The sequence below is a fragment of the Sebaldella termitidis ATCC 33386 genome (assembly GCF_000024405.1).
Lineage (GTDB): Bacteria > Fusobacteriota > Fusobacteriia > Fusobacteriales > Leptotrichiaceae > Sebaldella > Sebaldella termitidis.
Genome location: NC_013517.1, coordinates 2,431,214 through 2,456,253, shown reverse-complemented (window position 1 = coordinate 2,456,253; position 25,040 = coordinate 2,431,214). Strand labels below are relative to the sequence as shown.

Sequence of the window (25,040 nt, the reverse complement as noted above, 5' to 3'; positions counted from 1 at the left end):
GATAGTTATTATAGAAAGCAATAACTTTTTTAAATACTCTCATATATTTTTTATATAAAACCCTTGAAATATTAGGGAAAATATGATATTATAGTTATTGAAAAATAATCTTAGATGCAAGAGTGGTTCATTCCACTCTTTGCTTTTTAAATAAAGAGGTGATAGTAAAAAATGGAGCAGATTCTTTTAGAAATAGAAAAAACCATAGCTTCTTATTTGGACGAAATGAATCTGGAATTAGCCGATCTTGAATATGTGCCAGAAGGAGGATATAACTACTTGAGAATATATATTGAGAGAGTAGACGGGGTAACAAGCATAGAGGATTGTGTGAGTTTCAGCGAAAAAATAGATCCACTTATAGAGGATTTTATAAAAGACAAGTTTTTTTTAGAGGTTTCTACGCCAGGGATAGAACGAAGATTAAGAAAGGAAAAGGATTTTTTGAGATTCAAAGGTAAAAAGATACGACTGGCTCTAAAAAGTAAGGTTAATGATAAAAAAGTTCTGACGGGAGATTTGGTAGACTTTATCAGCAATGAAGTAGTAGTAGACGTAGAGGGAACACTTATAAATATTCCATTGGAAAAAGTAAAAAAGGCAAATCTCATATATGAAATGCCGGATTTTAAGGAGGAAGTATGAAAGCGAAAGATCAGAGAATCTTTTTAGAGGCTTTAGATGAACTGGAAAAAGAAAAGGGAATAAAAAAAGAAGAATTACTGGAAGCAGTAGAAACAGCCCTACTTGCAGCATATAAAAAAAATTACGGAGAAAAAGAAAACGCAGAGGTAAAGATTAATCACGATACAGGTGAAGTAAAAGTCTTTTCCAGAAAAGAAATAGTGGATGAGGTAGAAAATCCCGAGTATGAAATAAGTCTTGACGATGCGAAGAATTTTAAAAAAAGGGCAAAAGTAGGAGGCGTAGTAGAGCTTGAGATAAACGCCGAGGACTTCAAGAGAAATGCAATACAAAATGCAAAACAGATAGTAATACAAAAAGTAAGAGAATGTGAAAAACAAAATATTTATAATAACTTTAAAGAAAAAGAAAATTCTATAGTAACAGGTATAGTAAGAAAAGTGGATGAAAAAGGAAGCCTTTATATAGATATTAACGGTCTTGAGGCAATAATTCCCGAAAAAGAACTTTCTGATACCGATGTTTTTAAACAGGGTGACAGGGTAAAAGTATACATCGGTAAAGTAGAAGAGGGAACAAAGTTCACAAAAACATTTATTTCAAGAAAGTCGGAAGAAATGATAAGAAAGCTTTTTGATCTGGAAATTCCCGAAATAGAAGACGGTGTAATAGTGATAAAGTCTGTGGCAAGGGAAGCAGGAAGCAGAACAAAAGTAGCAATCTATTCTGATGATCCCAATCTTGATGTAAAAGGTGCCTGTATAGGAAAAGGCGGAATGAGAATACAAAGTATAATTGATGAACTAAAAGGTGAAAAAATAGATATTGTTTTGTGGAATGAGGACATAAGATATTTTGTAAAAAATGCTTTAAATCCGGCAGAGGTAATTTCTGTGGAAATTATTGAAGATAACGGGGAAGAGGTGGCTAAAGTAGAAGTGGCAAGTGATCAGTTATCGCTGGCTATAGGGAAAAAAGGACAGAATTCCAGATTGGCAGCAAAGCTTTGCGGCATAAAAATAGACATCTTTACTTCAGAACTTCCAGATGACTCTGAGCCGGAAGAAGAGTAGGTGCTATGCCCGAAAGAATGTGTATGATCTGCAAAAAAAGAAGTGAAAAACAAAATTTATTTAGGTTTTCATCTGTAGATGGCAGATATCTTTATGACAAAAAACAGAAGATTCAGAGCAGAGGCTTTTACTTATGTGATAATCCGGCATGTCTGAATGCATTATCAAAGCATAAAAAAGTAAAAGTGGAAGCAGACGAACTGATAAAAATTCTGAATGTACTAAAAAAGAAGAATAAAGATATTTTAGATATTTTAAAAACTATGAGAGGCTCGGAAAATCTGGTTTATGGAATGGAAGAAAATATGGAAGCCATGAAAAAAGGCAGAGTAAAATTAATAGTAGTTCCGGCAGATATAAAGAAAAATCATATGATAGAATTGGAAACTCTTTGTGAAAGGCACAAGGTGAAAAAGATAGTTACGGGAAAAAGAGAGGATCTGGAGAAAATATTTGAAAGAAATCTCAATATCGTAGGGATTATGAATAAAAGAGCCATAGAAGGAATAATGAAAAAGTTGGAGGTGACAGATGAGAGTACATGAGTTAGCTAAAGAACTTGGATTTGAAAATAAGGAATTTATAGATAAACTAAAAAAAGTCGGAGTTGAGGTGAAATCTCATTTATCAGGATTAAGTGATGAACAAGAGAAATCGATAAGAAATAAAATGAAGAAAGCTCAAACCACAGGTATAGATTCCAAAAAAGAAATAAACGCCGGAAAAGATAAGGCGAAAAGCGAAAATCATATAGTTAAGGAAAAAATAGTCTTTAACAGTGTGGAAGCTAATAAAAATCCGAGAGATGCTAGAACGGAAAAACATACAGAAATCAAAACTGTAAAAAATAATATAGAAAAGGCAGTGAAATCTGAGAATAAAAATATGGAGAATACAGTAAATAACCCAAATAAGAATTTCAGTCATGACAGAGATGATGAAAATAAACTAAATCAAAACAGAGACGGACAAAATAGAAATTACAACCAGAACAGAGATAATCAGAACAGAGACGGACAAAACAGAAATTACAACCAAAACAGAGATAATCAGAACAGAGACGGACAAAACAGAAATTACAACCAGAACAGAGATAATCAAAACAGAGACGGACAAAACAGAAATTACAACCAGAACAGAGATAATCAAAACAGAGACGGACAAAACAGAAATTACAACCAGAACAGAGATAATCAAAACAGAGACGGACAAAACAGAAATTACAACCAAAATAGAGATAATCAGAACAGAGACGGACAAAACAGAAATTACAACCAAAATAGAGATAATCAAAACAGAGACGGACAGAACAGAAATTACAACCAAAACAGAGATAATCAAAACAGAGACGGACAAAACAGAAACTACAACCAGAACAGAGATAATCAAAATAGAGACGGGCAAAACAGAAATTACAACCAGAACAGAGATAATCAGAACAGAGACGGACAAAACAGAAATTATGGACAGAACAGAGATAATCAGAACAGAGACGGACAAAATAGAAATTACAATCAAAATAGAGACGGGCAGAACAGAAATTACGGACAGAACAGAGATAATCAAAACAGAGACGGACAGAACAGAAATTACGGGCAGAACAGGGATAATCAAAACAGAGACGGACAGAACAGAAATTATGGACAAAACAGAGATAATCAAAACAGAGACGGACAAAACAGAAATTATGGACAAAACAGAGATAATCAAAACAGAGACGGGCAGAACAGAAATTACAACCAAAACAGAGACGGACAAAACAGAAGTTATGGACAAAACAGAGATAATCAAAACAGAGACGGACAGAACAGAAATTATGGGCAGAACAGAGATAATCAGAACAGAGACGGACAAAATAGAAGTAATGATTACAGAGGAAACAAAGATAATGCAAAAAGCACAGCAGCACCAGCAGCAGCTGATGATAAAAAAGCAAAAACAATAAAGCCGTCTGTTAAGAAAAAATTTGATAAAAAGAAATACGAGGAAGAAAAAAGAAAAAAAGATGAAGAAAGAAAACTTAGTGATATCAGATCAGATTTCAGAAAAGAAGATAAAAAGAAAAAATTCAAGAAAAAAGACAGAACTGCTGAAAGAAATGATCTTGTAAGAGCTGAAATAGAAAAAGTCGGAATGATTACCATTGGGGATGAGATATCTATAAAAGAACTTGCCGAAAAAATGGGATTAAATCTTTCAGATATCATAAAAAAATTCTTCATGATGGGAAAAATTCTTACTGCAAATGCTATACTGAGTTTCGAAGAAGCTGAAGAAGTTGCTATGGAATATGAAGTTCTTGTAGAAAAAGAAGAAACAGAAGAAGTAAGCTACGGGGATAAATATGAACTTGAAATAACAGATAAAACAGACGATCTTGAAGTAAGACCGCCGGTAATTACAATAATGGGACACGTAGATCACGGGAAAACATCACTTCTGGATGCTTTGAGAAAGACACATATAATGGACGACGAAGCAGGAGGAATTACACAGAAAATAGGAGCTTACCAGATAAAGTGGAAGAACCAGAAAATAACCTTTATAGATACACCGGGTCATGAGGCGTTCACAGAAATGAGATCAAGAGGAGCAAAAGTAACGGATATAGCAATACTGATAGTAGCTGCCGATGATGGTGTAAAACCACAGACAGTAGAAGCAATATCACATGCTAAAGAAGCCGGAGTTCCTATAATAGTAGCTATAAACAAAATAGACAAGCCTGAAGCAAATCCTATGAAGGTAAAACAGGAGCTTCTGGAATACGGATTAGTATCTCCTGAATGGGGCGGGCAGACAGAATTTGTGGAAATTTCTGCTAAGAGCAGAACAAATCTTGATGAGCTTTTGGAAACTATAACTATAACTTCAGAACTTCTGGAATTAAAGGCAAATCCTAAGAAAAGAGCAAAAGCAGTAGTAATAGAATCAAGACTTGATCCTAAAATGGGAGCTGTAGCAGATATTCTGATTCAGGAAGGAAACCTGAAAATAAGTGATATCTTCGTAGCCGGAGAGTCTTACGGAAGAGTAAGATCAATGGTGGATGACAGAGGAGCAAGAATTACAAAAGCAAGTCTTTCTGAACCGGTGGAAATTACCGGGTTTAATAATATACCTGAGGCCGGAGATGTTTTATATGTAGTTAATAATGACAAGCAGGCTAAAAAAATAGTGGAAGACTTCCTGAAAGAAAGAAAACAGAATGAACAAAACAAGAAGAAGCATATATCACTGGAAAGTCTGTCAAAAGAGCTGGAAGACCAGCAGCTTAAAGAATTGAAATGTATAATAAGAGCAGATTCTAAAGGTTCTGTAGAAGCATTAAAAGAATCTCTTGAAAAATTATCAAATGAAAAAGTAATGATAAATATTATACAGGCAAGTGCAGGAGCTGTCACTGAAGGCGATGTAATGCTTGCGGAGGCTTCTAATGCGATAATAATAGGATTTAATGTAAGACCTACTACACCTGCAAGAAATGAAGCAGAAAAACTTGGTGTAGAAATAAGAACTTATAATGTAATCTATCATATTACAGAAGAAATAGAGAAAGCCATGAAAGGACTTCTTGATCCTGAATTCAGAGAGATTTACCATGGAAGAATAGAAGTACAGAAAGTCTTTAAGGTAACAGGAGCAGGAAATATTGCCGGAGCTATGGTTGTAGACGGGAAAGTAACAAGAGATTCTAAGATAAGAGTACTAAGAGACGGAATAATTCTATATGAAGGTGAGATCGGTTCGTTAAAGAGATACAAAGATGATGCAAAAGAGGTAATTAACGGACAGGAATGCGGAATAGGAATTAAAGATTTTAACGACATAAAAGAAGGAGATCTTATAGAAGCTTACATATCGGAAGAGATTCCTAGATAAAGGTGATTATATGAATGATAGAAGAAGACAGGGACTGGAAAAGGAAATATCAAGAATAGTTGGGACAACACTTCTTACAGAGGTAAAAAATGATAAAATAAGAAGACTGGTAAGCATAAAAGAGACAACTCTCAGTAAAGACGGAAAGTATGTAGATTTGTTTTTTTCCATTTTAGACATAGATGAAAACCTAAATAAGGAAAAACTCATAGAAGATCTGAATAAGCTAAAAGGCTTTTTTAGAAAGGCAATTGGTTCGGAACTGACAATAAGACATACTCCGGAAGTAAGAATACACATAGATAATACTGCGGAATACGGAGTAAAAATATCTTCGATTCTTAATCAGATATCTAAAAAAGATAGCGAGTGATTCTATGAGGTGGGAGTTATTAAATTATAACGACGAATACATTCAGAGTAAAAGTAAGGAGTTTCATACTGATAAGTTAATAACTGAGTTATTACTGAACAGGGGAATTACAAATAAAGAAGACGTAGATAAGTTTTTGAATCCGTCAATGGAAAATATTAATGATCCATTTTTATTTGAAGATATGGAAAGAATAGTCGAAAGGATCATTATTGCCAGAAAAAATAAAGAAAAAATCTTTATTTACGGTGATTATGATGTGGACGGAATTTCCGGAACAGCTTATTTAATCATAGTATTAAGAAATCTGGGTATTAATATAGATTACTTTATCCAAAACAGGGTGCATGAAGGGTCAAAAATCAACAAACATTTTGTAAATTACATAAAAAAGAGAAATGCAAAACTGGTAATAACAGTGGATACAAGTTTTGGAAGTACTGAAGAGATAGAACTTCTGACTAAAAACGGAATAGATTTAATAATAACCGACCACCACAGGCAGACAAACAAACTAAAACTGGATGTAAAAACAATAAATCCCAAAATAAGTAAAACTTATCCTTTCAAGCATCTGTCAGGATCGGGCATGGCATATAAGCTGGCTGATGCTGTCTATGAAAGGCTGGGAGTAAGTAAGAAAATACTTCATGATTATATGGATATAGTCATGATAGGAACTGTGGCAGATGTAGTGCCGATGACTGATGAAAACAGGTTTATTATAAAGCAGGGACTGGCAAACCTCAGAAAAACCAAGGTAAAAGGGCTGGAATATCTGATAGTATACCTAAAGCTAAATGCTTACAGTATAAATACAAGCGACATCGGCTTTTACATTGCTCCAATGCTGAATGCACTGGGAAGAATAGACAGTTCAAAAATGGTAGTAGATTTTTACATAGAAAAAGATGACTTTAGAATTTTTAATATCATTGAAGAAATGAAAAGAGCGAATAAAATAAGAAGATATCTCGAGATAAACATTTATAACGAGATTGAAGAAAAAATAGCTAAAATGAGAGAAAAGCCTAAATATATATTTATGAAAAGCAAGAAATGGCACTCCGGAGTAACAGGTGTAGTTTCTTCGAGATTATCACTAAAGTATAACATACCTGTTATAATCATATCGATAAAAAACGGTTATGGAAAGGCTTCGTGCAGAAGCGTGGAAGGGTTGAATATATTTGATATTCTGAAAGAGATATCTCATAAATTCGAGAGATTCGGCGGGCATGATCTGGCAGCAGGATTTCTGGTAACGGAAAAAGTGCTGTTTCAGATAGAAAAGTATCTGAAAAACAAACTCTACAGACTGAATAAATCAGATATAGAGAAAAAATTTCTTATAGACTCATATTTATCAATAGAAAATATAAATAAAACTCTCGTGAAGGAAATAAATAAACTGTCTCCGTTTGGTCTTGACAATCAGGAACCGAACTTTACAGACAATAATGTAACACTGTTAAATTACACTAAATTTGGTGTAGACTCCAGACATTTTAAAGGAATGGTAGTCAAAGGAAATAAAAAATTACCTGTAATTGGCTACAACCTCGGAGATAAGATAGACACAAAAAATTCCGGTAAAAAGATAGAAATTCTTTATACTCCGGTTCTGAAATATGGTAAAAATGATTTTTTTATAGAATTAAAACTAAAAGATTTTAAATATAATTAGGAGGAAAGATGTACGAGATCAAAAAATTAGAAGGATCAAAATATGAGGTGAAAATCACTAGAGAAAAAGAAGAAATCGGAGAAATGAGAAAAGAAGCAATAAAAACTCTGAAAAAAAATGTGAAAATGGATGGTTTCAGACAAGGGCATGTACCTGACAGTGTTATTGAAAAAAATTATGAGGGTAATATAAAAGAAGAAATAGCAAATAAAGTAATCGAAGCGGAATATCCGGGAATTCTTGAAAAAGAAGGAATAAAGCCTATAGATTATTTAAAGATAAAAGATTTCAACGTTGATGACGACAAGCTTGAATTAATAGGTGAAATACAGGTAATGCCTGAAATCAAGCTTGGGGAATACAAAGGAATAGAAGCTGAAAAAACAGCTCCTGAAATCACTGATGAGATTCTGGAAAAAGAGCTTGAAAGATTAAGAGAAACAAACGGGAAGCTTAAAGAAATAGAAGATGCCGAACCGGCAGCATTTGATGATGTAGTAAACATCGATTTTGAAGGTTTTGTAGACGGAGAAGCATTCGCAGGAGGAAAAGCAGAAGGATTTGACCTTAAATTAGGTTCAAAGTCATTCATAGATAACTTCGAAGATCAGATAACTGGACACAAAAAAGGTGAAGATATAGAAGTAAATGTTACTTTCCCTGAAGAATATCATTCAGCTGATCTTGCAGGTAAACCGGCTATGTTCAAAGTAAAGGTAAACAGCATAAAAAGACTTGAAAAGCCTGAATTAAATGATGAATTTGCTAAAGATCAGAATTTTGAAAATGTTGATGAATTAAAAGCAAAAACAAAAGAAAGACTTGAAAATTCTGAAAAAGCAAAAGCTGATAATGAATTTCAAAGTAAAGTTCTTGAGCAGATAGTAGCAAATGCTGAATTAGATATACCTGAAGTATTGATAGAAAGAGAAATAGACCAAAGATTAAGACAGTTTGATTCTCAGTTAAGAATGCAGGGGATGGACTTAGGTAAATATGTAGAAATGACTGGTCAGAGCATCGAAAGTATGAGAGCACCGTTAAAAGAAGATGCAGCAAAAGCAGTAAGAGCTGACCTTGTAATAAGTGAAATATCAAAGAAAGAAAGTATAGCTGCAGAAGCTGACGAAGTAGAGAAAAAAATAGAAGAAGTGGCAGCTATGTATGGAATGGAAAAAGCTCAGCTTGTAAATGAAGCAAAAAGAGCAGGAAATTATAATAATTTTGTAAACAGTATAAAGTATGACCTGATTGCAAGAAAGACTATAGAGTTTTTAATGAAAGAAGCAAAGGAAAAATAAGGAAATTATAAGGATAGTATGATACTTTATAAATTAAGGAGGCTAGACATCATATGTATAATCCGATAGTAATAGAAAACGACGGCCGGGGAGAAAGAAGTTATGATATCTATTCAAGACTGCTGAAAGACAGAATAATATTTCTGGGCGGGGAAGTAGAAGATAATATGGCTAATTCAATAATAGCACAGCTTCTGTTTCTGGATGCACAGGACAGTGAGAAAGATATTACGATTTATATTAACAGTCCCGGCGGAGTAATAACATCAGGTCTCGCAATATACGATACCATGCGGCATATAAATGCAGATGTATCTACAGTATGTGTTGGGCAGGCGGCAAGCATGGGTGCTTTACTTCTGGCAGCGGGAACAAAAGGAAAAAGATATTCCCTTCCTAATTCCAGAATTATGATCCACCAGCCTTTGGGCGGTGCTCAGGGACAGGCAACAGATGTATTGATACAGGCAAGAGAAATGGAAAGAATAAAAACACTGGTTAATGAAATATTAAGTGAAGCTACCGGGAAAGACATCAAGGAAATATATTCAGATACTGAAAGAGACAACTTTATGAATGCAGATGAAGCGTTGGAATATGGGCTGATAGACAAAGTGATAAAATAATAGAGGTGAAGAAGTGAATAAAAAAGTACATAAATGCTCATTTTGCGATAAGTATGAGGATGAAGTATACAGATTAATTGCAAATCCCGATAATACGGTATTTATATGTGATGAATGTATAGAATCATGCTATGATTTGATTGAAGATGAGATGAAGTATGATAATAATTATCTGGAAGAAGATCACGGATTAAAGCTGTATAAGCCTAGTGAGATAAAAAAGAAGCTGGATGATTACATTATAGGTCAGGATGAAGCCAAAAAAGTACTGGCAGTTTCGGTATATAACCATTATAAAAGAATAACCCACAAACTTCAGAATGTGGATGATATAGAGCTGCAAAAGTCAAATGTACTTCTGATGGGACCTACAGGAAGCGGTAAAACGTTACTGGCGCAGACACTGGCAAGAATATTAAACGTACCTTTTGCTATAGCCGATGCTACTACACTGACTGAAGCAGGATATGTCGGCGATGATGTGGAAAATGTACTGTTAAAACTCATAAAAGCTGCTGATTATGATATAAATGCAGCACAGCACGGAATAATCTATATAGACGAAATAGATAAAATAGCAAGAAAATCTGAAAATATGTCTATAACAAGAGATGTTTCGGGTGAAGGAGTTCAGCAGGCACTGCTGAAAATAGTAGAAGGAACAGTATCTTCTGTTCCTCCGCAGGGAGGAAGAAAGCATCCTAATCAGGAAATGATAGAAATAGACACTAAGGATATTCTATTCATAGTAGGCGGTGCTTTTGAAGGACTTGAAGAAAAAATAGAAAACAGACTGAATATAAAAAGAGTAGGTTTTGGTGTGGATCATACCAGAGAAAAACTTGATTCGCTTACTATCTTCAAAAATGTACTTCCGGAAGATCTCATCAAGTTTGGTCTTATACCTGAGCTGGTAGGCAGAGTACCGATAATAACAGCTCTCAGCGGACTGGATGAGGAAGCTTTGGTAAAAATATTAACAGAACCGAAAAATTCGCTGGTAAAACAGTATAAGAAGTATCTCGAGCTTGAGAATGTAAGTCTCGAATTTAAGAAGGATGCAATAGAAGAAATAGCAAAAATGGCATTTGAAAGAAAAATAGGAGCCAGAGGTCTTAGATCAATTATGGAAGGGATTATGATAGATGTAATGTATGATATTCCTTCTAAGAAAAACATCAAAAAAGTTATAATAACTAAAGAAGCAGTAAAAAATAAAGATGAAATAATTATTGAGTAAAGGTTGGGAGGCAATATGATAAAAAAACCATTTATTGCAACTAGAGACTTAGTAGTTTTTCCCGGGGTAGTAACTCCGATATTTGTGGGGCGTGAGGCAAGTCTGGCAAGTTTGGAAAAAGCAATTTCCAAATATAATAACAAGCTTATCTTGTCGACACAGAAAGATCCCAATATGGAAGAACCAAATTTTCCGGAAGATATATACAGTATAGGAGTGTTGGTTCATATATTTCAGACTGTAAAAATGCCTAATGGAAATGTAAAAGTACTTGTAGAAGCTAAACACAGAGTATTGATTAAAGAGGTAATGGAAGAAGACGGAATTTTTTATTCCGATTATGAAGATATTTTCTCGAAACCAATAGAAGAAACAAAAGCAGAAGCATTGAAAAGAAAAGTAATAGAAGAATTCGAAAATTACGCAAAAATTACAGGAAGAATTCTTCCGGATCTTATTTATAACCTGAAAGAGATCAAGAATATAGACAAAGCTTTTGATCTGATATGCACAAATCTGCTGATAGAAACAAAAATAAAACAGGAATTGCTTGAAATTCTTGATATAGAACAAAGAGCGTATAAAATTCTAAGTATTCTTGAAAAGGAAATAGAAATTTTCTCGCTGGAAAAAGATATAGAGAATAAAGTTAGGGAACAAATGGCCGAAGTACAGAAAAATTACTACCTGAGAGAAAAAATTAAGGCCATGAAAGAGGAAATGGGAGATGATACTGATTCTGAGGATGAAGTGGAAGAGCTTGCAGAGCGTATGGAGGAATCAGGAATTCCTATTGAACTAAAAGAGAAGCTCAGAAAAGAAATTTCTAGAATGAAAAAAATGCCTGACTATTCTGCAGAAGCATCTGTTATAAGATCTTATGTAGAAACAATACTGGATATACCATGGACAACATCAACAGAAGACAGCATCGAAATAGAAAAGGCAGAAAAAATATTAAACGAGGATCATTATGGTCTTGAAGAAGTAAAAGAAAGAATTCTTGAATTTCTTGCAGTAAAAAAATTAAATAATAACCTCAAAGGCTCAATTATTTGTCTGGTTGGACCTCCGGGAGTGGGAAAAACCTCTCTTGCACATTCTGTAGCAAGAGCCATGGACAGAAAATTCGTAAGAATTTCCCTTGGCGGTGTAAGAGATGAAGCGGAAATAAGAGGACACAGAAGAACATATATAGGATCAATGCCGGGGAGAATTATAAGTGCCCTGAAGCAAATAGGCGTTAATAATCCTGTAATGCTGTTTGATGAAATAGATAAAATGGCTTCTGACTTTAGAGGGGATCCTTCATCAGCAATGCTGGAAGTTTTGGATCCTGCACAAAATAATACATTTGAAGATCATTATGTAGATGCGCCTTTTGATTTGTCAAAAGTGTTTTTCATAACTACGGCAAATGATCTTGGCGGAATTCCAGGCCCTCTCAGAGACAGAATGGAAATAATCTACATTGAATCTTATACTGAATTTGAAAAACTTAATATAGCGAAAAAATATCTTATACCTCAGACTCAGGAAGAAAACGGACTTAAAGATTATAAGGTAGATTTCGATGATGAGGCAATATTTAAGATAATAAATGAATATACAAGAGAAGCCGGAGTAAGAAACCTTCGCCGTGAAATAAGCAAGGTTTTCAGAAAAGTGGCTAAAGAAGTAGTGGATAAAAGAAAAGCCAAGATAGTAATAAATAAAAATAAAATAAAAAATTATCTTGGAAATGCCAAATTCAGACCTGATAAAATAAGAGAAAAAGAAAGTAAGATCGGGGTAGTTAACGGTCTTGCATGGACATCTGTAGGTGGGACAACTCTTGAGGTTCAGGCTGTAAAAATGGAAGGAAAGGGTAATCTGTTGCTTACAGGTAAGCTGGGAAGTGTTATGCAGGAATCTGCAAAAGTAGCTTACTCTTATGTGAGATCAATAAAAAATAAACTGAAAATAAAAGACAAATTTTATGAAATGGATGATGTGCATTTACACTTTCCAGAAGGTGCTGTTCCGAAAGACGGACCTTCAGCAGGGGTAACTATTACAACTGCAATTATATCTGTTCTGACTAATAAAGAAGTAAGACAGGATATAGCAATGACCGGTGAGATAACTATAACCGGCGAAGTACTCGCAGTAGGCGGTATTAAGGAAAAAGTAATAGGTGCACACAGAGTGGGAATAAGAGAAGTAATTCTGCCGTTTGATAATAAAATAGACACAGAAGAACTTCCACAGGAAATAAAAGATGATATGAAATTTTATTTTGCAAAAGTTTATGATGATGTAAAAAAAATAGCTTTCAAAAAATAAGAAAAAGGAGTTTTTATAACTCCTTTTTTTCTTATGAAAACTTTATTTTAAATATCATATAATATTACTTTCTATGAAGAAAAGATAATGATACGGTAACTTTATTTTTAATCATAACAGTTGTTTAAGTTTAAAAAAATATACTAAAAAAGAAAAATTATATTTGTTTTTTATTAATAGTATGATATGATAGGAGTATCAATGTTTTATTGAAGGGGTGTCAAATAATAATGGAGTTTTTACATACAAAAGAAAAGATTTTAACTGGAATGTTAAGATTAATATGGGAAGTAGGCTTGGAAAAATCCTCAATAGCATTATTATCACAGAAAATAAAGATAAGTCCGGGAAATATCTATTATTATTTTAGAGGCAAGGAAGAAATTATTAATTCACTTTGCTTTTACTGTTCAGATCTGCTTAGCAGTGCAATAAAGCCTAAAGAATACGAGGCATTTTATGATAACTGCAGCATAGAGATTTTGGAAAGAGAATTTAAATCTTTTATAACAAAAATGATAATTTTTTATAAAAATAATCCTCATATAATTAATTATATTACAGTAATCAACGGTTCTTCATACATAAAACAGGAAATGAAGAAAAAAATAAGACTTGAAAAAGATATATACTGGAAATTTTTGGAAAAATTAAAAGAAAACAAAGCAATAAAAGATGTTTCTACGAGTATCCTGATATCATTTATTACATCAGTTATGCATGATATGGTAGTTCAGGATGTAGTATTAAATAATTTAACTTTAGATGACAAAAAAATAGATGCATTATTTAATTTAATATGGTCCGGTTTGTCGTCAGAATGAAAATTCTGCAATGTAATATGAAGTTTTATTTCAGTTATGTTTGTCAGAATTTTTATTTAACATATAATAAATAAACAAAAATAAAAATATTAAAAAAATTAAGTGAATGAATTATTTTATTAATATTTTAGAAAATTCCCTTGTTTGTAAAAAAAGTCACTTTTAACAATATTTTACATATCCAAAAGTTTCATGAATCCCTTACAAGTATCTCAAATCAATTCATATAAAGTAAAAAGATATTTTAGTTCAGATAAAAAATCATATTCAATATTTATTAATATTGTGAAATTATTAATTTAATTAAATGATTGACAAACTAAATTATAAAATATATAATAAACTTAGTTAGCGAGCTACATTTATTGTTTTTTTATACCTTAACAGTCATATTATTCAGCAGAATAATTATATATAAGTGTAAGCTGAAAGTTTTTAAATAAAAGAAATAAAGAAAAGAAGAATTAGAAAAAATTGAGATATACTCAAGGTCAGATTCTCTTTTTTAGATTACTGAATCAGGATAAGGTTTTATATGCATTTGATTTTTCATTATAAGATAATATTTATATTGAAAATGCATAAGTTCCTGTTTTTAATAAGAAATTATATAATAAAACAGATTTTAGGAGGTAACGATGAAAAGTAAGAAAAGTATTATGAAACTGATAGTTATGTCTTTAGTGCTGTCAATTAGTTTATATGCAGCAGAAGAACCTAAAGATGCCTCATCATTCACAAAGGAAAAAAATGCACAGGTGTTAAAAGATCTGCCTTTTAGTGATACTCAGGATTTTACGGATGCAAAAAAAGGATTTATAGCAACTACTCCGGAATTAATAATAAAAAATGATAAAGGTGAAGTAGTGTGGGATATGAAAAGCTATGAATATCAAATGGGAACAGGAGTTCCTGTTACTGTAAATCCCAGTTTATGGAGAGTAGCACAGATAAATTCGCTGAATGGACTGTTTCAGGTAACTGATAAAGTTTATCAGATCAGAGGATTTGATATCTCAAATATGACAATAATAGAGGGAACTAAAGGACTTATCATTATTGATCCTATGATTTCAGCAGAAACAGCAAAAGCCGGCTTAGACCTTTATTATAAAAATAGACCGCAAAAGCCTATATCAGCGGTAATATACAGTCACAGCCATGTTGACCACTATGGCGGTGTAAAGGGAATAGTTGATGAAAAAGATGTAAAAAGCGGTAAAGTAAAAGTACTGGCTCCGAGTGGTTTTCTGGAAGAAGCCGTTAAGGAAAATGTTTATGCAGGAAATGCCATGAGCAGACGTTCTTTTTACCAATATGGCTCTATGCTACCAAGAAACCCTAAAGGGCATGTGGATACCGGACTTGGAAAAACTGTTTCATCAGGGGGGAATGTTACGCTTATACCGCCTACTGATATAATAAAAACTACCGGGGAAAAAAGAACAATTGACGGAGTACAGATAGAATTTTTGATGGCTCCGAATACAGAAGCTCCGGCTGAAATGCTTATGTATTTTCCGCAGTTCAAGCTTCTGAACACAGCGGAAGATGCGACACATACATTACATAATCTCTATACTTTGAGAGGAGCACAGGTAAGAGACGCTGAAAATTGGTGGAAAGTTCTTGATGAAGCAGTTGCCCGTTACGGAGACAAAACTGATGTAGTAATAGCACAGCATCATTGGCCTAAATGGGGTAATAAAGAAATAGTATCTTACTTGTCTAATCAGAGAGATGCATATAAATATCTGAATGACCAGACTTTAAGACTGATAAATAAGGGATATACAATGAATGAAATAGCAGAAAATCTTAAATTACCTCAGAATCTGGATCAGGATTGGGCATTACGAGGATATTACGGAAGTGTGAGTCATGACATAAAAGCTATATACCAAAGATATCTGGGATGGTACGACAGTAATCCAGCGAATTTGAATCCGCTGCCGCCGGAAGAATCAGCTAAAAAATATGTGGAGTATATGGGAGGATCAGCAGCTGTAATGAAAAAAGCCAGAGAAGCATATAATAAAGGTGATTACAGATGGGCTGCTGAAGTAATGAATAAGGTAGTATTTGCGGAACCAAATAACACAGCCGCTAAAAATCTTCAGGCAGATATACTCGAGCAGCTGGGTTACCAATCAGAAAACGGTACATGGAGAAACGAATATCTAATGGGTGCTTATGAGCTTAGAAACGGTACGCCAAAAATTACGGCAACTACTGCCAGTCCTGATACTCTTAATGCTATGACTCCTGATATGATACTGGATTATTTTGGAATACATATCATAGGAGATAAGGCAAACGGCAAAAAAATGGTAATAAACTGGGAAGAACCTAATCTAAAGGAAAAATATGTAATTACACTCGAGAATAGTGTATTAGTTTATAGAAAAGTAAACAGCTTCGGAAATGCAGATTTAAGCATGACTATTCCGAAAGAATCATTACTTGGAATAGCTGGAAATGCTACAACACTGGATAAGGAAGTTCAGGCAGGCAGAGCCAAAGTTACAGGAGATACATCTAAATTTAATGAACTGCTGGAAACTTTTGATTCATTTACTCCGGACTTTAATATAGTAACACCGTAATAAATATTTTGGGGGAATTTGTCTAACGGCAGATTCCCTTTTGATTGTAAAAAAATAAGCATTAAGTGTTCTTAGCGGAAAACAGTGCAGAAAAGCTATTTTGATCCGGAAATAAAATAATTCTTATTGACAAAATGAACTATGAAATTATATAATTTATTGCATTAAATAATAAACAGAATGTTTAATTTTGATTTTATAATAGGAATGGAGCCTCTTTTATGAATAAATTTCCCGGTATGGAAAAATTTAACATTTTATCTGAAGAGTATGGAATAAATGATTTAGATGTAATAAGAGCATATTTTAGTTTTATGATGACCGCACAAAAAGCCAACGGGAGAGTGGAGAGTCATTTAAGCCACTTTGGTACTACGAGTACACAGCTGTCAATACTGTTAACTTTGTATTTAAATCACAATAAGCCGGAAACTGCCGGAAATATTTCAAAAAAATTTGGTTTGTCTGCTCCCACTATTAGTAATGTTATTAAGACATTATGTCAAAAGAAATTTATAAAAAAAGTAAAAGATAAAAGTGACAAAAGAGTTTATAAAATAACAATGACTGAAGAAGGATACCGTTTCCTGAATGGTTTAATTCCTGAATATCATTCCAGATATAAAAAAATCTTTTCAGAATTTACAGATGAAGAGTTAAAGTGTCTGGAACGAATTTCATTAAAGCTTTTTCATAATATTGATTTATTTGGCTGAAAGAAAATAAAATATAATAATTGTATTTATTAAAATAAAAATGAGCAGACCGGATTTCCGGTCTGCTTTTAGTTTGCTGCTTTCTTTTCAGAGTTTAGTTTTTCTTCGGCAACTAATTTTTTCTCATAAAGTTTGAAAAAAGGAAAATAAATAATTGTAGAAATTGCTATATTTATAAATACCAGTATTACTGCCCTGAAATCACCGTTTGTAGCCAGATAAGCACCTATAGGTCCCGGAAATGTCCAAGGGGCAAGAGTAGAAACTCTTGATACCATATTGGCAGCCATGGCAAAATAGCTTAAAAGAGCTGTAGTTATTGGTGCAAGCATAAATGGTATAATCAAAAACGGATTTAACATAATTGGTGTTCCGAATATAATAGGCTCGTTTATATTAAAAATTCCGGGAAGCAGAGCAATTCTGCCCAGACTTTTTAACTGCTTTGACTTCGAAAAAACCATAAGAATAAGAAGTCCTATAGTACATCCTGAACCGCCTATCCAGATAAACCACTGATAAAAAGGTTCGGCACCAATATTAGGGAGCACCTTTGCACCTGCTTCAAGAGCTGCACCATTTTGATCCAGAAGGATAAGCCATATTGGTCTTGCAACAGAACCAATTATTGCAACTCCGTGAATACCGCATGCCCATAAAAAAGTAATAAGAAAAACAATAACTATAACTCCGGCAGGATGATTAACAAGGCTGATAAGCGGTTTAAAAAATCCGTATAAAAATTTATGAATATCAAATCCGAAGTGTATAGAAACAAGATAGACAACTACTACCACAAAAATAGTGGGGAATAGTGATTCAAAAGATCTTCCCACTGCTTCGGGCACTCCGTCAGGCATTCTTATTACTAGCCTGTGTTCCTTAAAGAACCGGAGAGTTTCCACAGCGAAAAAGGCTATTATAATACCTCCGAATAATCCGGCCGAACCAAGATTATTCATAGGAACTACCCATCCCTTTGTAGGCTCTGCGGCATTTTTCAATGTAAATTCCAGAAATAAAGGAACCTGTGTCATCATAAACGCGACAAGAGCAAGTGTTCCTGCCGATACACCATCCAGATTATAAGATTTTGCCAGATAGTAAGCAATATTATAAGTGGCAAAAACGGCGATAATCCCCATACTAAGTCTGAACACCAGTGCGAAATTCATTCCATATTTATTAGCGTAGTCAATCGATTTTAAAAATGTGGGGCTAAGTGGCGGAGAAGCAAGTATCAAAAAGAAACTTCCTACTATAGTAAGAGGAATAGTAGATATCATTCCATTTCTTACAGCCAGCAGATGCTTTTGGTTAGCAAGCTTTGACATAGGCCCCATAAGAGTTTTTTCCATAAAACTAAAAAAATTATTTCCCATTTTTTCTCCTCTCTAAAAATTAAATTCATTCTAATATTACTACATAAAGTATAAAATAGCAAATTATATATTATATATTCATTAATACTTGACATTTCTGGAAATATCAGCTATCATTATTTAATAACAATAGAATAAAATTAGGTTTTATAGAGGTAGCGGTGAGAATTAGTAATATGCAGAGCTGGCAGGCTGGGAAGCATATGAAAGGTAACCATCGCCGAACATTATATGAAGGCATGAGTATAATGTGGGGGCAGAGATAACATCTTTGTCACTCATCCATTGGATGGCACTATTAAACAACTATATATAAACAGGTTGTCATAATAGTGAACAACCTTTTTTTATAAATTAGGAGGAAAATATGATAAAAAAAATTAATTTATTTGCTTTAATATTGATGCTTGTGGTATTAACAGCCTGTGGAAAAGGCGGAAGCGGGGGAGAAGGAAAAAAAGAAAGCAATGAGTTCAGAGTGGGAATGGAATGCGGATATGCCCCTTTTAACTGGTTCCAAAGTGATGACAGCAACGGTGCCGTAAAGAATTCGAGCAACGGATACTGCGGCGGTTATGACGTGGAAATAGCAAAGCTTGTAGCAAAAGGTCTTGGAAAAGAACTTGTAATAGTACAGACAGACTGGGACGGACTTCTTGGACCGGCACTGCAGTCTGGTAAGATAGATGCAGTAATAGCAGGTATGTCACCAACTACAGAACGTAAAGAAAGTCTGGATTTCACATCGCCTTATTATAAGTCGGATCTTGTAGTAGTAGTAGCAAAAGACGGAAAATATGCAAATGCAAAAACACTTGAAGACTTTCAGGGAGCTAAAATAACTGGACAGCTGAATACACTTCACTATACTGTAATAGATCAGCTTACAGGAGCGAACAAGCAGACAGCAATGGAAAATTTTCCTGCTATGATAGTAGCACTTAATTCCGGGAAAATAGACGGTTATGTTTCTGAAAGACCGGGAGCAATGGCAGCAGAAACTGCAAACCCAAATTTGAAATATATTACTTTTGAAAAAGGAAAGGGTTTTGAATATTCCAATGAGGAAGTCGATGTGGCTGTGGGACTGAAAAAAGGAAATACAGATCTTAAAGACCAGATAGATAAAATTCTTGCCGGAATTACAGAAGAAGAGCGTCAAAAAATAATGGAAGATGCTATTAAGAATCAGCCGTTAGAAAATTAGATTTTATTATAAAATTAAACAAGTCAAGATGTATTCTGAGCAGAACCAAAGAGAAGCCAGGATACTGGAAAGAGGGAAATTATGTTTTTAGCAGCAGATGGTACGAGGACTTTTTTAGGCTGGGTAGCTTTTTTCATAGAAAAAAACGGAAACCAGTTCTTAAGCGGTACCATTACGACTCTTTATATTTCGCTAACAGGAACTATTGTGGGATTTTTTATCGGATTATGTGTTGCATTAGTAAGGGAAGCGTATATAGATGAAAAAACACCGGTAATAAAAAAGTTTTTTATTAAGCTATCTCAGATAATAATAAAAATATATATAGCTGTTTTCAGGGGAACACCTATGATAGTACAGGCAATGGTTATTTATTACGGGCTTCCAGTACTTCTACAAAGATTTGATTTTAATCTTGATCCTATACCGGCAGCATTATTCATAGTATCAATAAATACCGGATCTTACATGGCTGAGATAATCAGAGGCGGAATTGATTCTGTGGATAAGGGACAGCTTGAAGGAGCCCAGGCAATAGGAATGAGTCATTTTCAAACCATGAAATCCATTATATTTCCGCAGGCAATACGTAATGTATTACCTTCTGTAGGAAATGAGTTTATTATAAATATAAAAGATACATCGGTTCTTAACGTTATCAGTGTTACCGAACTCTTTTTCACTTCAAAATCACTGGCAGGAACGTATACTCGTTATTATGAAGTATTTATAATAACAAGTGCAATATATTTCTTTCTTACATTTACAATCAGTCTGATTCTGAGATTTGTAGAAAAGAAAATCGACGGTCCGAAAAATTTTGAAATTGCAGAGACAATTGAGAAAGAGATTGACAGTAATTTGTTGAAAGAGAGGTAATAGTGTGGGTAATGAAATTATAAAAATAGAACATCTGAGAAAAGATTTCGGAAGCCGTTGTGTCCTGAAAGATATTAATTTTACTGTAAAACCAAAAGAAGTAGTATGTATAATAGGCTCTTCGGGAAGCGGTAAGTCTACACTGCTTCGCTGCATAAATCTTCTGGAGAGACCGACAAGCGGTGAGATATTTTATCACGATAAAGATATAACAACAGGAAAAATGTCTCTTGCCAAGCTAAGATCAAAAGTAGGAATGGTATTTCAGCAGTTTAATCTTTTTAATAATCTTACAGTACTGGAAAACTGCGTGATTGGACAAATGAAAGTATTAAAAAGAAGCAAAAAAAACAGTGAGGACATGGCAATGAAATTCCTTACCAAGGTAGGAATGGAAAAATTCATAAATGCAAAACCAAGTCAGATATCTGGCGGACAAAAGCAGAGGGTAGCTATAGCAAGAGCATTGGCTATGGAGCCGGAGGTTCTTTTATTTGATGAGCCTACATCGGCTCTTGATCCTGAAATGGTGGGTGAGGTACTAAAGGTAATGAAGGATCTGGCACAAAGCGGGTTGACAATGCTGGTAGTAACACATGAAATGGGATTCGCTCAGGAAGTTTCCGATCGTGTGGTATTTATGGATCAGGGAGTAATAGTGGAAGATGACAAACCGGAGGTAATATTTAATAATCCGCAGCATAAAAGAACTCAGGAGTTTTTATCACGTATGCTAAATAAATAAATATAATAATCAAAAGACGGGAAGTATAAAAGCTCCTGTCTTTTTTATATAACAGCCAGTATTCGGCATAATGATCTGTTTATGTGACTGACAGCCAAAAAAACAATATATAAACTATGTGATTTTAATTTCAGTGTATGATATAATATAACAGAATATTTTATAAAAAATAAACATTTATTTTGTAATATAAGTTTAGATAAGGAGAACAAATGAGAATAAAGAAGACAGATTTTATAAAATCAGCAGTCGTAATAAATGATTATCCGGAAACGACAGAAATAGAATTTGCATTTATAGGAAGGTCAAATGTGGGGAAATCATCTTTGATAAATTCACTTACTAACAGAAGAAACCTTGCAAGAACAAGTAAAACTCCCGGACGTACACAGCTTATAAATTTTTTTGACGTAAATGAAGATTTTTACTTTGTAGATCTTCCGGGATATGGATTTGCCAAGGTTCCGGAAGCTGTGAAGAAAAACTGGGGGAAAATAATAGCTGACTATCTGAACAGTGACAGAGAAAAAATAGTATTTCTGCTCCTTGATATAAGAAGAGTGCCTTCGGCTGAAGACATAGAAATGCTTAAGTGGCTGGAGCATTACAGCATTAATTACTATATAATATTTACCAAAACAGATAAGCTCTCAAATAATCAAAAATTTAAACAGCTTAAGGAAATAAAAAAGAAACTGGAATTTGATAATAAGGATGTTTTCTTCTATTCAGCCTTAAAAAATACAGGGCGTGAAGAACTGGAAGAATTTATTTTTGATGAGAGGGAAAAAGCAGGAAAAACAGGCTTGAAAAGAACTTTAGACTAGCTTTATGTTTTATTTGCGGATAAATGAAGCATAATTGGAAACAGGAGAGATAATGAAGAGGAGATTACTTTTACTATTAGCGTGTGTATTTCTTCTTATATTTGCAGCAGCAGCATCTGAAGGAGCAGAAAGCGGCAAGGCAGTAGAAAAAGAACATAACTATACTGAGGAAGAATATAAAAGAATCTACAGTTACAGGGAACATATAAAAAATATGACTGTGAATGCAGAGATTAATAAAGACGGAACAATTACAATAAATGAAGAAATAGATTACTTTTTTTCTTCAGGTATGAAGCATGGAATATATAGAATTATTCCGCTTTCTTATCCCGGCGGAGCTAAAAGTGATATTTCGGTAAAGATGAACTATATAACAAGAAACGGTAAACAGGAAAAATATAAGGCAGTATATGAAGATGGAACGGTAAACTTCAGAATAGGCAATGCAAAAGCATATGTTACAGGTATGAACAAATATGTATTGAATTATACTGTATTTGGTGCAGTAACCGAAAAAGGTGGGAACAGATATGAAATAGACTGGAATGCTGTAGGACAAAGCTGGACATGTGACATATTAGACAGTGAAGTAAATATATCCTTTGAAGGCAATAAAAAAATATTTTCAAAAGGAACAAAACTAGAAATATATACCGGTGCCTTTAATGAAAAAGGAAAAGATTACACCTATATTATGGAGCCTGATATTATAAGAATATCAGCAGCAAAAATATTGGAGAAAAATAATGGTCTTTCGATTTTTTTAAATTTTGAGACAGATGAAATTCATATCAGTACTTTAAAAAAATTAGAAGGCCTTATCTATAAGAATGAATTATTGGCTCTTTCAGTAATATTTCTATTATCATTCCTGATATTTATGCTGTTGAGACTTTTGACTCTGAAAAAAGATCCGGAGATAGACAAAGCTTCGTATGGGAAGATACCTAATAAACTTTCTCCTATGTTTACAGCATTTTTGAAAAATGAAAAAAAAATGGAAAATATAATTAGTATAGGGGTATTGTCATTAATATCAAAGAAACATTTAAAGCTGCATCCTGATATAAGTGACGATGCATTTGAACTGCTGAATTCCGAAGAAGCACTCACAGAAGAAGAGCGTCTTTTGAAAACTACTCTGGAAAGGCAAAAATTTAGTCAGAGAGAAGTAGAAACTATATTTGAAAATAAGATAAATGACCTTTTGAGAGAAAGCGGACTTGATCTGGACGAGGAAAAGCTGAATAAATTAAAAAAAGCAGCGGAAAAGGGAGAAAGCAGAAAAATAAACAAATTTTCAAATATCCCGGAGGATTATTTTTATACTTTTCAAAATAATCTGAACAAAAGACTCATAAATAAAAAAATGGAAATGATGGTAAAGGATAATTTTGTTTATTTTTTTGCAATACTTATAACCGGTCTTATAGTGTTTGCCGAATATAAAATAGGATATATGATAACCAAGGATCATACAGGCGGTATTGTAATTGCAGTAAATTTCGGTATTTGGACAATGATCGGACTTTCAATGTTTGTTTTTGGAAATCCTTCAAAAAGATCATGGGTATGGGGAGCAGCTATAGGAATACTGCTTTTTGCTGCTACTCAAAATGTTTTTTTACTGGGTGTGTGGTGTTTATTTGGATATGCATACAGCAAATATACAAATTTGAAAAAACGTTATACGGAATACGGTGTCTGCATTAATTATGAGCTGGAGAATATAGAAGCTTCCGTGAATAATTATAAATCTGATGTAAGAAATATTCTGAGCTCAGAGGAAATGACAGGCTATATAGATAAAATTTATCCTTATATAGCAGCATTAGATCTGACATATGGTATGGAAAAGCTGATGGAAAGTATATCATTAAACAGTTATATTTCACATGATGAAATAAATAATAATTTTAGAAGAAGATACAGGGCTGATACAATAAGAACCCATGTAATAAGGTCATATTCAAGTGCTGTAAGCTCTCATGAATCCTCTTCCGGAAGCGGAGGCAGCTACTCCTCAGGAGGTCATTCCTCTGGCGGAGGACATGGCGGCGGAGGCGGCGGAAGCTGGTAAAATTCTGAACTTTGGGAGGCGGAAGGATGTTTTTTCCTGTATGTATAGATATTGAGAATAAAAAGTGTCTTGTAATAGGCGGAGGAAAGATTGCTTATAAAAAGATAAAAACACTGTCCAGATATAATTCTGACATTACAGTAATAGCTGAGGAAATAAAAGAAGAAAAGATAAGGGAAATAGGGAATATCGATATAAGAGAAAAGAGATTTTCCGATGAGAATTTACGGGAATATATGCTGGTAGTAGCAGCAACAGACGATAAAGAGCTGAATGAAGAAATAGCAGAATTTTGTATAAAGAATAATATTCTGGTAAATAATGTGACATCCAAAAATAAAATGAATGTACGTTTTGGAGCAATATTGGAAGATGAAGATTATCAAATACTGGTATCAAGTCATGGTAAAAATTGTAAGAATTCAAAAAAACTAAGAGATGAAATTAAAAATATAATAAAATAGTGTTTATTTATGAATTTTTATGATTAATTTTTAAAAAACAAATCCTTTGAAAGTTAAGTATTTAAAGAAATAAAAATTTGGGAAATAAAAAATGGTTGACAAAATCCAAAAAAATGCTAAAATTTAGTAGAGGAATTTATAAAATAATGAAGTTT

General features: G+C 33.5%; 20 protein-coding genes and 1 riboswitch. Of the genes, 19 read left to right on the top strand and 1 reads right to left on the bottom strand.

Going from position 1 to position 25,040, the window contains the following annotated elements:
• Positions 1–171 precede the first annotated feature (171 nt).
• From STERM_RS11400 to STERM_RS21275, 13 genes are all read left to right on the top strand, one after another.
• Positions 172–645, top strand: a complete 474-nt coding sequence (locus STERM_RS11400) for a ribosome maturation factor RimP (protein ID WP_012861767.1) — start codon at positions 172–174, stop codon at positions 643–645.
• Positions 642–1,718, top strand: coding sequence for a transcription termination factor NusA (nusA, locus tag STERM_RS11395; protein WP_012861766.1), 1,077 nt, complete (start codon positions 642–644; stop codon positions 1,716–1,718). Before STERM_RS11400 ends, nusA begins: the two co-directional genes overlap by 4 nt.
• Positions 1,719–1,741: 23 nt before the next feature.
• Positions 1,742–2,263: a DUF448 domain-containing protein gene (locus tag STERM_RS11390; RefSeq protein WP_169305403.1), complete on the top strand. Its 522-nt coding sequence runs from the start codon at positions 1,742–1,744 to the stop codon at positions 2,261–2,263.
• A complete protein-coding gene (gene infB, locus STERM_RS22820; protein WP_012861764.1) occupies positions 2,250–5,600 on the top strand; it encodes a translation initiation factor IF-2 in 3,351 nt (1,116 codons plus the stop codon). The genes STERM_RS11390 and infB overlap by 14 nt, the downstream gene beginning before the upstream one ends.
• 10 nt (positions 5,601–5,610) lie before the next feature.
• Complete coding sequence (rbfA, locus tag STERM_RS11380; RefSeq protein WP_012861763.1) at positions 5,611–5,973, top strand: 30S ribosome-binding factor RbfA; 363 nt, start codon at positions 5,611–5,613, stop codon at positions 5,971–5,973.
• A 4-nt stretch (positions 5,974–5,977) separates the two neighbouring features.
• Positions 5,978–7,660 (top strand): single-stranded-DNA-specific exonuclease RecJ, encoded by a 1,683-nt coding sequence (gene recJ / locus STERM_RS11375; RefSeq protein WP_012861762.1) that lies wholly within the window; start codon positions 5,978–5,980, stop codon positions 7,658–7,660.
• 8 nt (positions 7,661–7,668) lie between these two features.
• Positions 7,669–8,961 (top strand): trigger factor, encoded by a 1,293-nt coding sequence (gene tig, locus STERM_RS11370; protein ID WP_012861761.1) that lies wholly within the window; start codon positions 7,669–7,671, stop codon positions 8,959–8,961.
• Positions 8,962–9,014: 53 nt separating this feature from the next.
• A complete protein-coding gene (clpP, locus tag STERM_RS11365) occupies positions 9,015–9,587 on the top strand; it encodes an ATP-dependent Clp endopeptidase proteolytic subunit ClpP (RefSeq protein WP_012861760.1) in 573 nt (190 codons plus the stop codon).
• Positions 9,588–9,600: 13 nt separating this feature from the next.
• Positions 9,601–10,827 carry an ATP-dependent Clp protease ATP-binding subunit ClpX gene (clpX, locus tag STERM_RS11360; protein ID WP_012861759.1) on the top strand — a complete coding sequence of 409 codons (1,227 nt, stop codon included), beginning with the start codon at positions 9,601–9,603 and terminating at the stop codon, positions 10,825–10,827.
• A 15-nt stretch (positions 10,828–10,842) separates the two neighbouring features.
• Complete coding sequence (lon, locus tag STERM_RS11355; RefSeq protein ID WP_012861758.1) at positions 10,843–13,152, top strand: endopeptidase La; 2,310 nt, start codon at positions 10,843–10,845, stop codon at positions 13,150–13,152.
• A 230-nt stretch (positions 13,153–13,382) separates the two neighbouring features.
• Entirely contained in the window at positions 13,383–13,976 is a 594-nt protein-coding gene (locus STERM_RS11350; RefSeq protein WP_012861757.1) for a TetR/AcrR family transcriptional regulator, read from the top strand.
• Positions 13,977–14,614: 638 nt separating this feature from the next.
• Positions 14,615–16,582: an alkyl/aryl-sulfatase gene (locus tag STERM_RS11345; RefSeq protein WP_012861756.1), complete on the top strand. Its 1,968-nt coding sequence runs from the start codon at positions 14,615–14,617 to the stop codon at positions 16,580–16,582.
• Between the two features lie 221 nt (positions 16,583–16,803).
• The gene (locus STERM_RS21275) at positions 16,804–17,298 is read left to right on the top strand and encodes a MarR family transcriptional regulator (protein ID WP_012861755.1); all 495 of its coding nucleotides are present in this window, start codon (positions 16,804–16,806) and stop codon (positions 17,296–17,298) included.
• A gap of 68 nt (positions 17,299–17,366) precedes the next feature.
• On the opposite strand, the gene STERM_RS11335 is transcribed toward STERM_RS21275, so the two are convergent.
• Positions 17,367–18,680, bottom strand: coding sequence for a PTS sugar transporter subunit IIC (locus tag STERM_RS11335; RefSeq protein ID WP_012861754.1), 1,314 nt, complete (start codon positions 18,678–18,680; stop codon positions 17,367–17,369).
• Positions 18,681–18,822: 142 nt separating this feature from the next.
• Positions 18,823–18,986, top strand: a riboswitch (Lysine riboswitch).
• Positions 18,987–19,047: 61 nt separating this feature from the next.
• Here STERM_RS11335 and STERM_RS22520 point away from each other — a divergent pair.
• The 6 genes from STERM_RS22520 (at position 19,048) to STERM_RS11305 (ending at position 24,885) form a co-directional block, all read left to right on the top strand.
• Complete coding sequence (locus STERM_RS22520) at positions 19,048–19,887, top strand: transporter substrate-binding domain-containing protein (protein ID WP_012861753.1); 840 nt, start codon at positions 19,048–19,050, stop codon at positions 19,885–19,887.
• An 81-nt stretch (positions 19,888–19,968) separates the two neighbouring features.
• Entirely contained in the window at positions 19,969–20,766 is a 798-nt protein-coding gene (locus STERM_RS22515; protein WP_012861752.1) for an amino acid ABC transporter permease, read from the top strand.
• Positions 20,767–20,770: 4 nt separating this feature from the next.
• A complete protein-coding gene (locus STERM_RS11320; RefSeq protein ID WP_012861751.1) occupies positions 20,771–21,511 on the top strand; it encodes an amino acid ABC transporter ATP-binding protein in 741 nt (246 codons plus the stop codon).
• A gap of 212 nt (positions 21,512–21,723) precedes the next feature.
• A complete protein-coding gene (gene yihA / locus STERM_RS11315; RefSeq protein WP_012861750.1) occupies positions 21,724–22,338 on the top strand; it encodes a ribosome biogenesis GTP-binding protein YihA/YsxC in 615 nt (204 codons plus the stop codon).
• A gap of 52 nt (positions 22,339–22,390) precedes the next feature.
• Positions 22,391–24,421 carry a DUF2207 domain-containing protein gene (locus STERM_RS11310; protein ID WP_012861749.1) on the top strand — a complete coding sequence of 677 codons (2,031 nt, stop codon included), beginning with the start codon at positions 22,391–22,393 and terminating at the stop codon, positions 24,419–24,421.
• Between the two features lie 26 nt (positions 24,422–24,447).
• Positions 24,448–24,885 carry a precorrin-2 dehydrogenase/sirohydrochlorin ferrochelatase family protein gene (locus tag STERM_RS11305; protein WP_012861748.1) on the top strand — a complete coding sequence of 146 codons (438 nt, stop codon included), beginning with the start codon at positions 24,448–24,450 and terminating at the stop codon, positions 24,883–24,885.
• Positions 24,886–25,040 lie beyond the last annotated feature (155 nt).

What these genes read in the sequence shown, in the direction of transcription:
- nusA (WP_012861766.1), top strand. Translation starts at nt 642, where the DNA reads ATGAAAGCGAAAGATCAGAGAATCTTTTTAGAGGCTTTAGATGAACTG.
- STERM_RS21275 (WP_012861755.1), top strand. Translation starts at nt 16,804, where the DNA reads ATGAATAAATTTCCCGGTATGGAAAAATTTAACATTTTATCTGAAGAG.
- infB (WP_012861764.1), top strand. Translation starts at nt 2,250, where the DNA reads ATGAGAGTACATGAGTTAGCTAAAGAACTTGGATTTGAAAATAAGGAA.
- STERM_RS11350 (WP_012861757.1), top strand. Translation starts at nt 13,383, where the DNA reads ATGGAGTTTTTACATACAAAAGAAAAGATTTTAACTGGAATGTTAAGA.
- STERM_RS11400 (WP_012861767.1), top strand. Translation starts at nt 172, where the DNA reads ATGGAGCAGATTCTTTTAGAAATAGAAAAAACCATAGCTTCTTATTTG.
- rbfA (WP_012861763.1), top strand. Translation starts at nt 5,611, where the DNA reads ATGAATGATAGAAGAAGACAGGGACTGGAAAAGGAAATATCAAGAATA.
- STERM_RS11345 (WP_012861756.1), top strand. Translation starts at nt 14,615, where the DNA reads ATGAAAAGTAAGAAAAGTATTATGAAACTGATAGTTATGTCTTTAGTG.
- clpP (WP_012861760.1), top strand. Translation starts at nt 9,015, where the DNA reads ATGTATAATCCGATAGTAATAGAAAACGACGGCCGGGGAGAAAGAAGT.
- STERM_RS22520 (WP_012861753.1), top strand. Translation starts at nt 19,048, where the DNA reads ATGATAAAAAAAATTAATTTATTTGCTTTAATATTGATGCTTGTGGTA.
- yihA (WP_012861750.1), top strand. Translation starts at nt 21,724, where the DNA reads ATGAGAATAAAGAAGACAGATTTTATAAAATCAGCAGTCGTAATAAAT.
- STERM_RS22515 (WP_012861752.1), top strand. Translation starts at nt 19,969, where the DNA reads ATGTTTTTAGCAGCAGATGGTACGAGGACTTTTTTAGGCTGGGTAGCT.
- STERM_RS11390 (WP_169305403.1), top strand. Translation starts at nt 1,742, where the DNA reads ATGATCTGCAAAAAAAGAAGTGAAAAACAAAATTTATTTAGGTTTTCA.
- lon (WP_012861758.1), top strand. Translation starts at nt 10,843, where the DNA reads ATGATAAAAAAACCATTTATTGCAACTAGAGACTTAGTAGTTTTTCCC.
- recJ (WP_012861762.1), top strand. Translation starts at nt 5,978, where the DNA reads ATGAGGTGGGAGTTATTAAATTATAACGACGAATACATTCAGAGTAAA.
- STERM_RS11305 (WP_012861748.1), top strand. Translation starts at nt 24,448, where the DNA reads ATGTTTTTTCCTGTATGTATAGATATTGAGAATAAAAAGTGTCTTGTA.
- tig (WP_012861761.1), top strand. Translation starts at nt 7,669, where the DNA reads ATGTACGAGATCAAAAAATTAGAAGGATCAAAATATGAGGTGAAAATC.
- STERM_RS11335 (WP_012861754.1), bottom strand. Translation starts at nt 18,680, where the DNA reads ATGGGAAATAATTTTTTTAGTTTTATGGAAAAAACTCTTATGGGGCCT.
- STERM_RS11310 (WP_012861749.1), top strand. Translation starts at nt 22,391, where the DNA reads ATGAAGAGGAGATTACTTTTACTATTAGCGTGTGTATTTCTTCTTATA.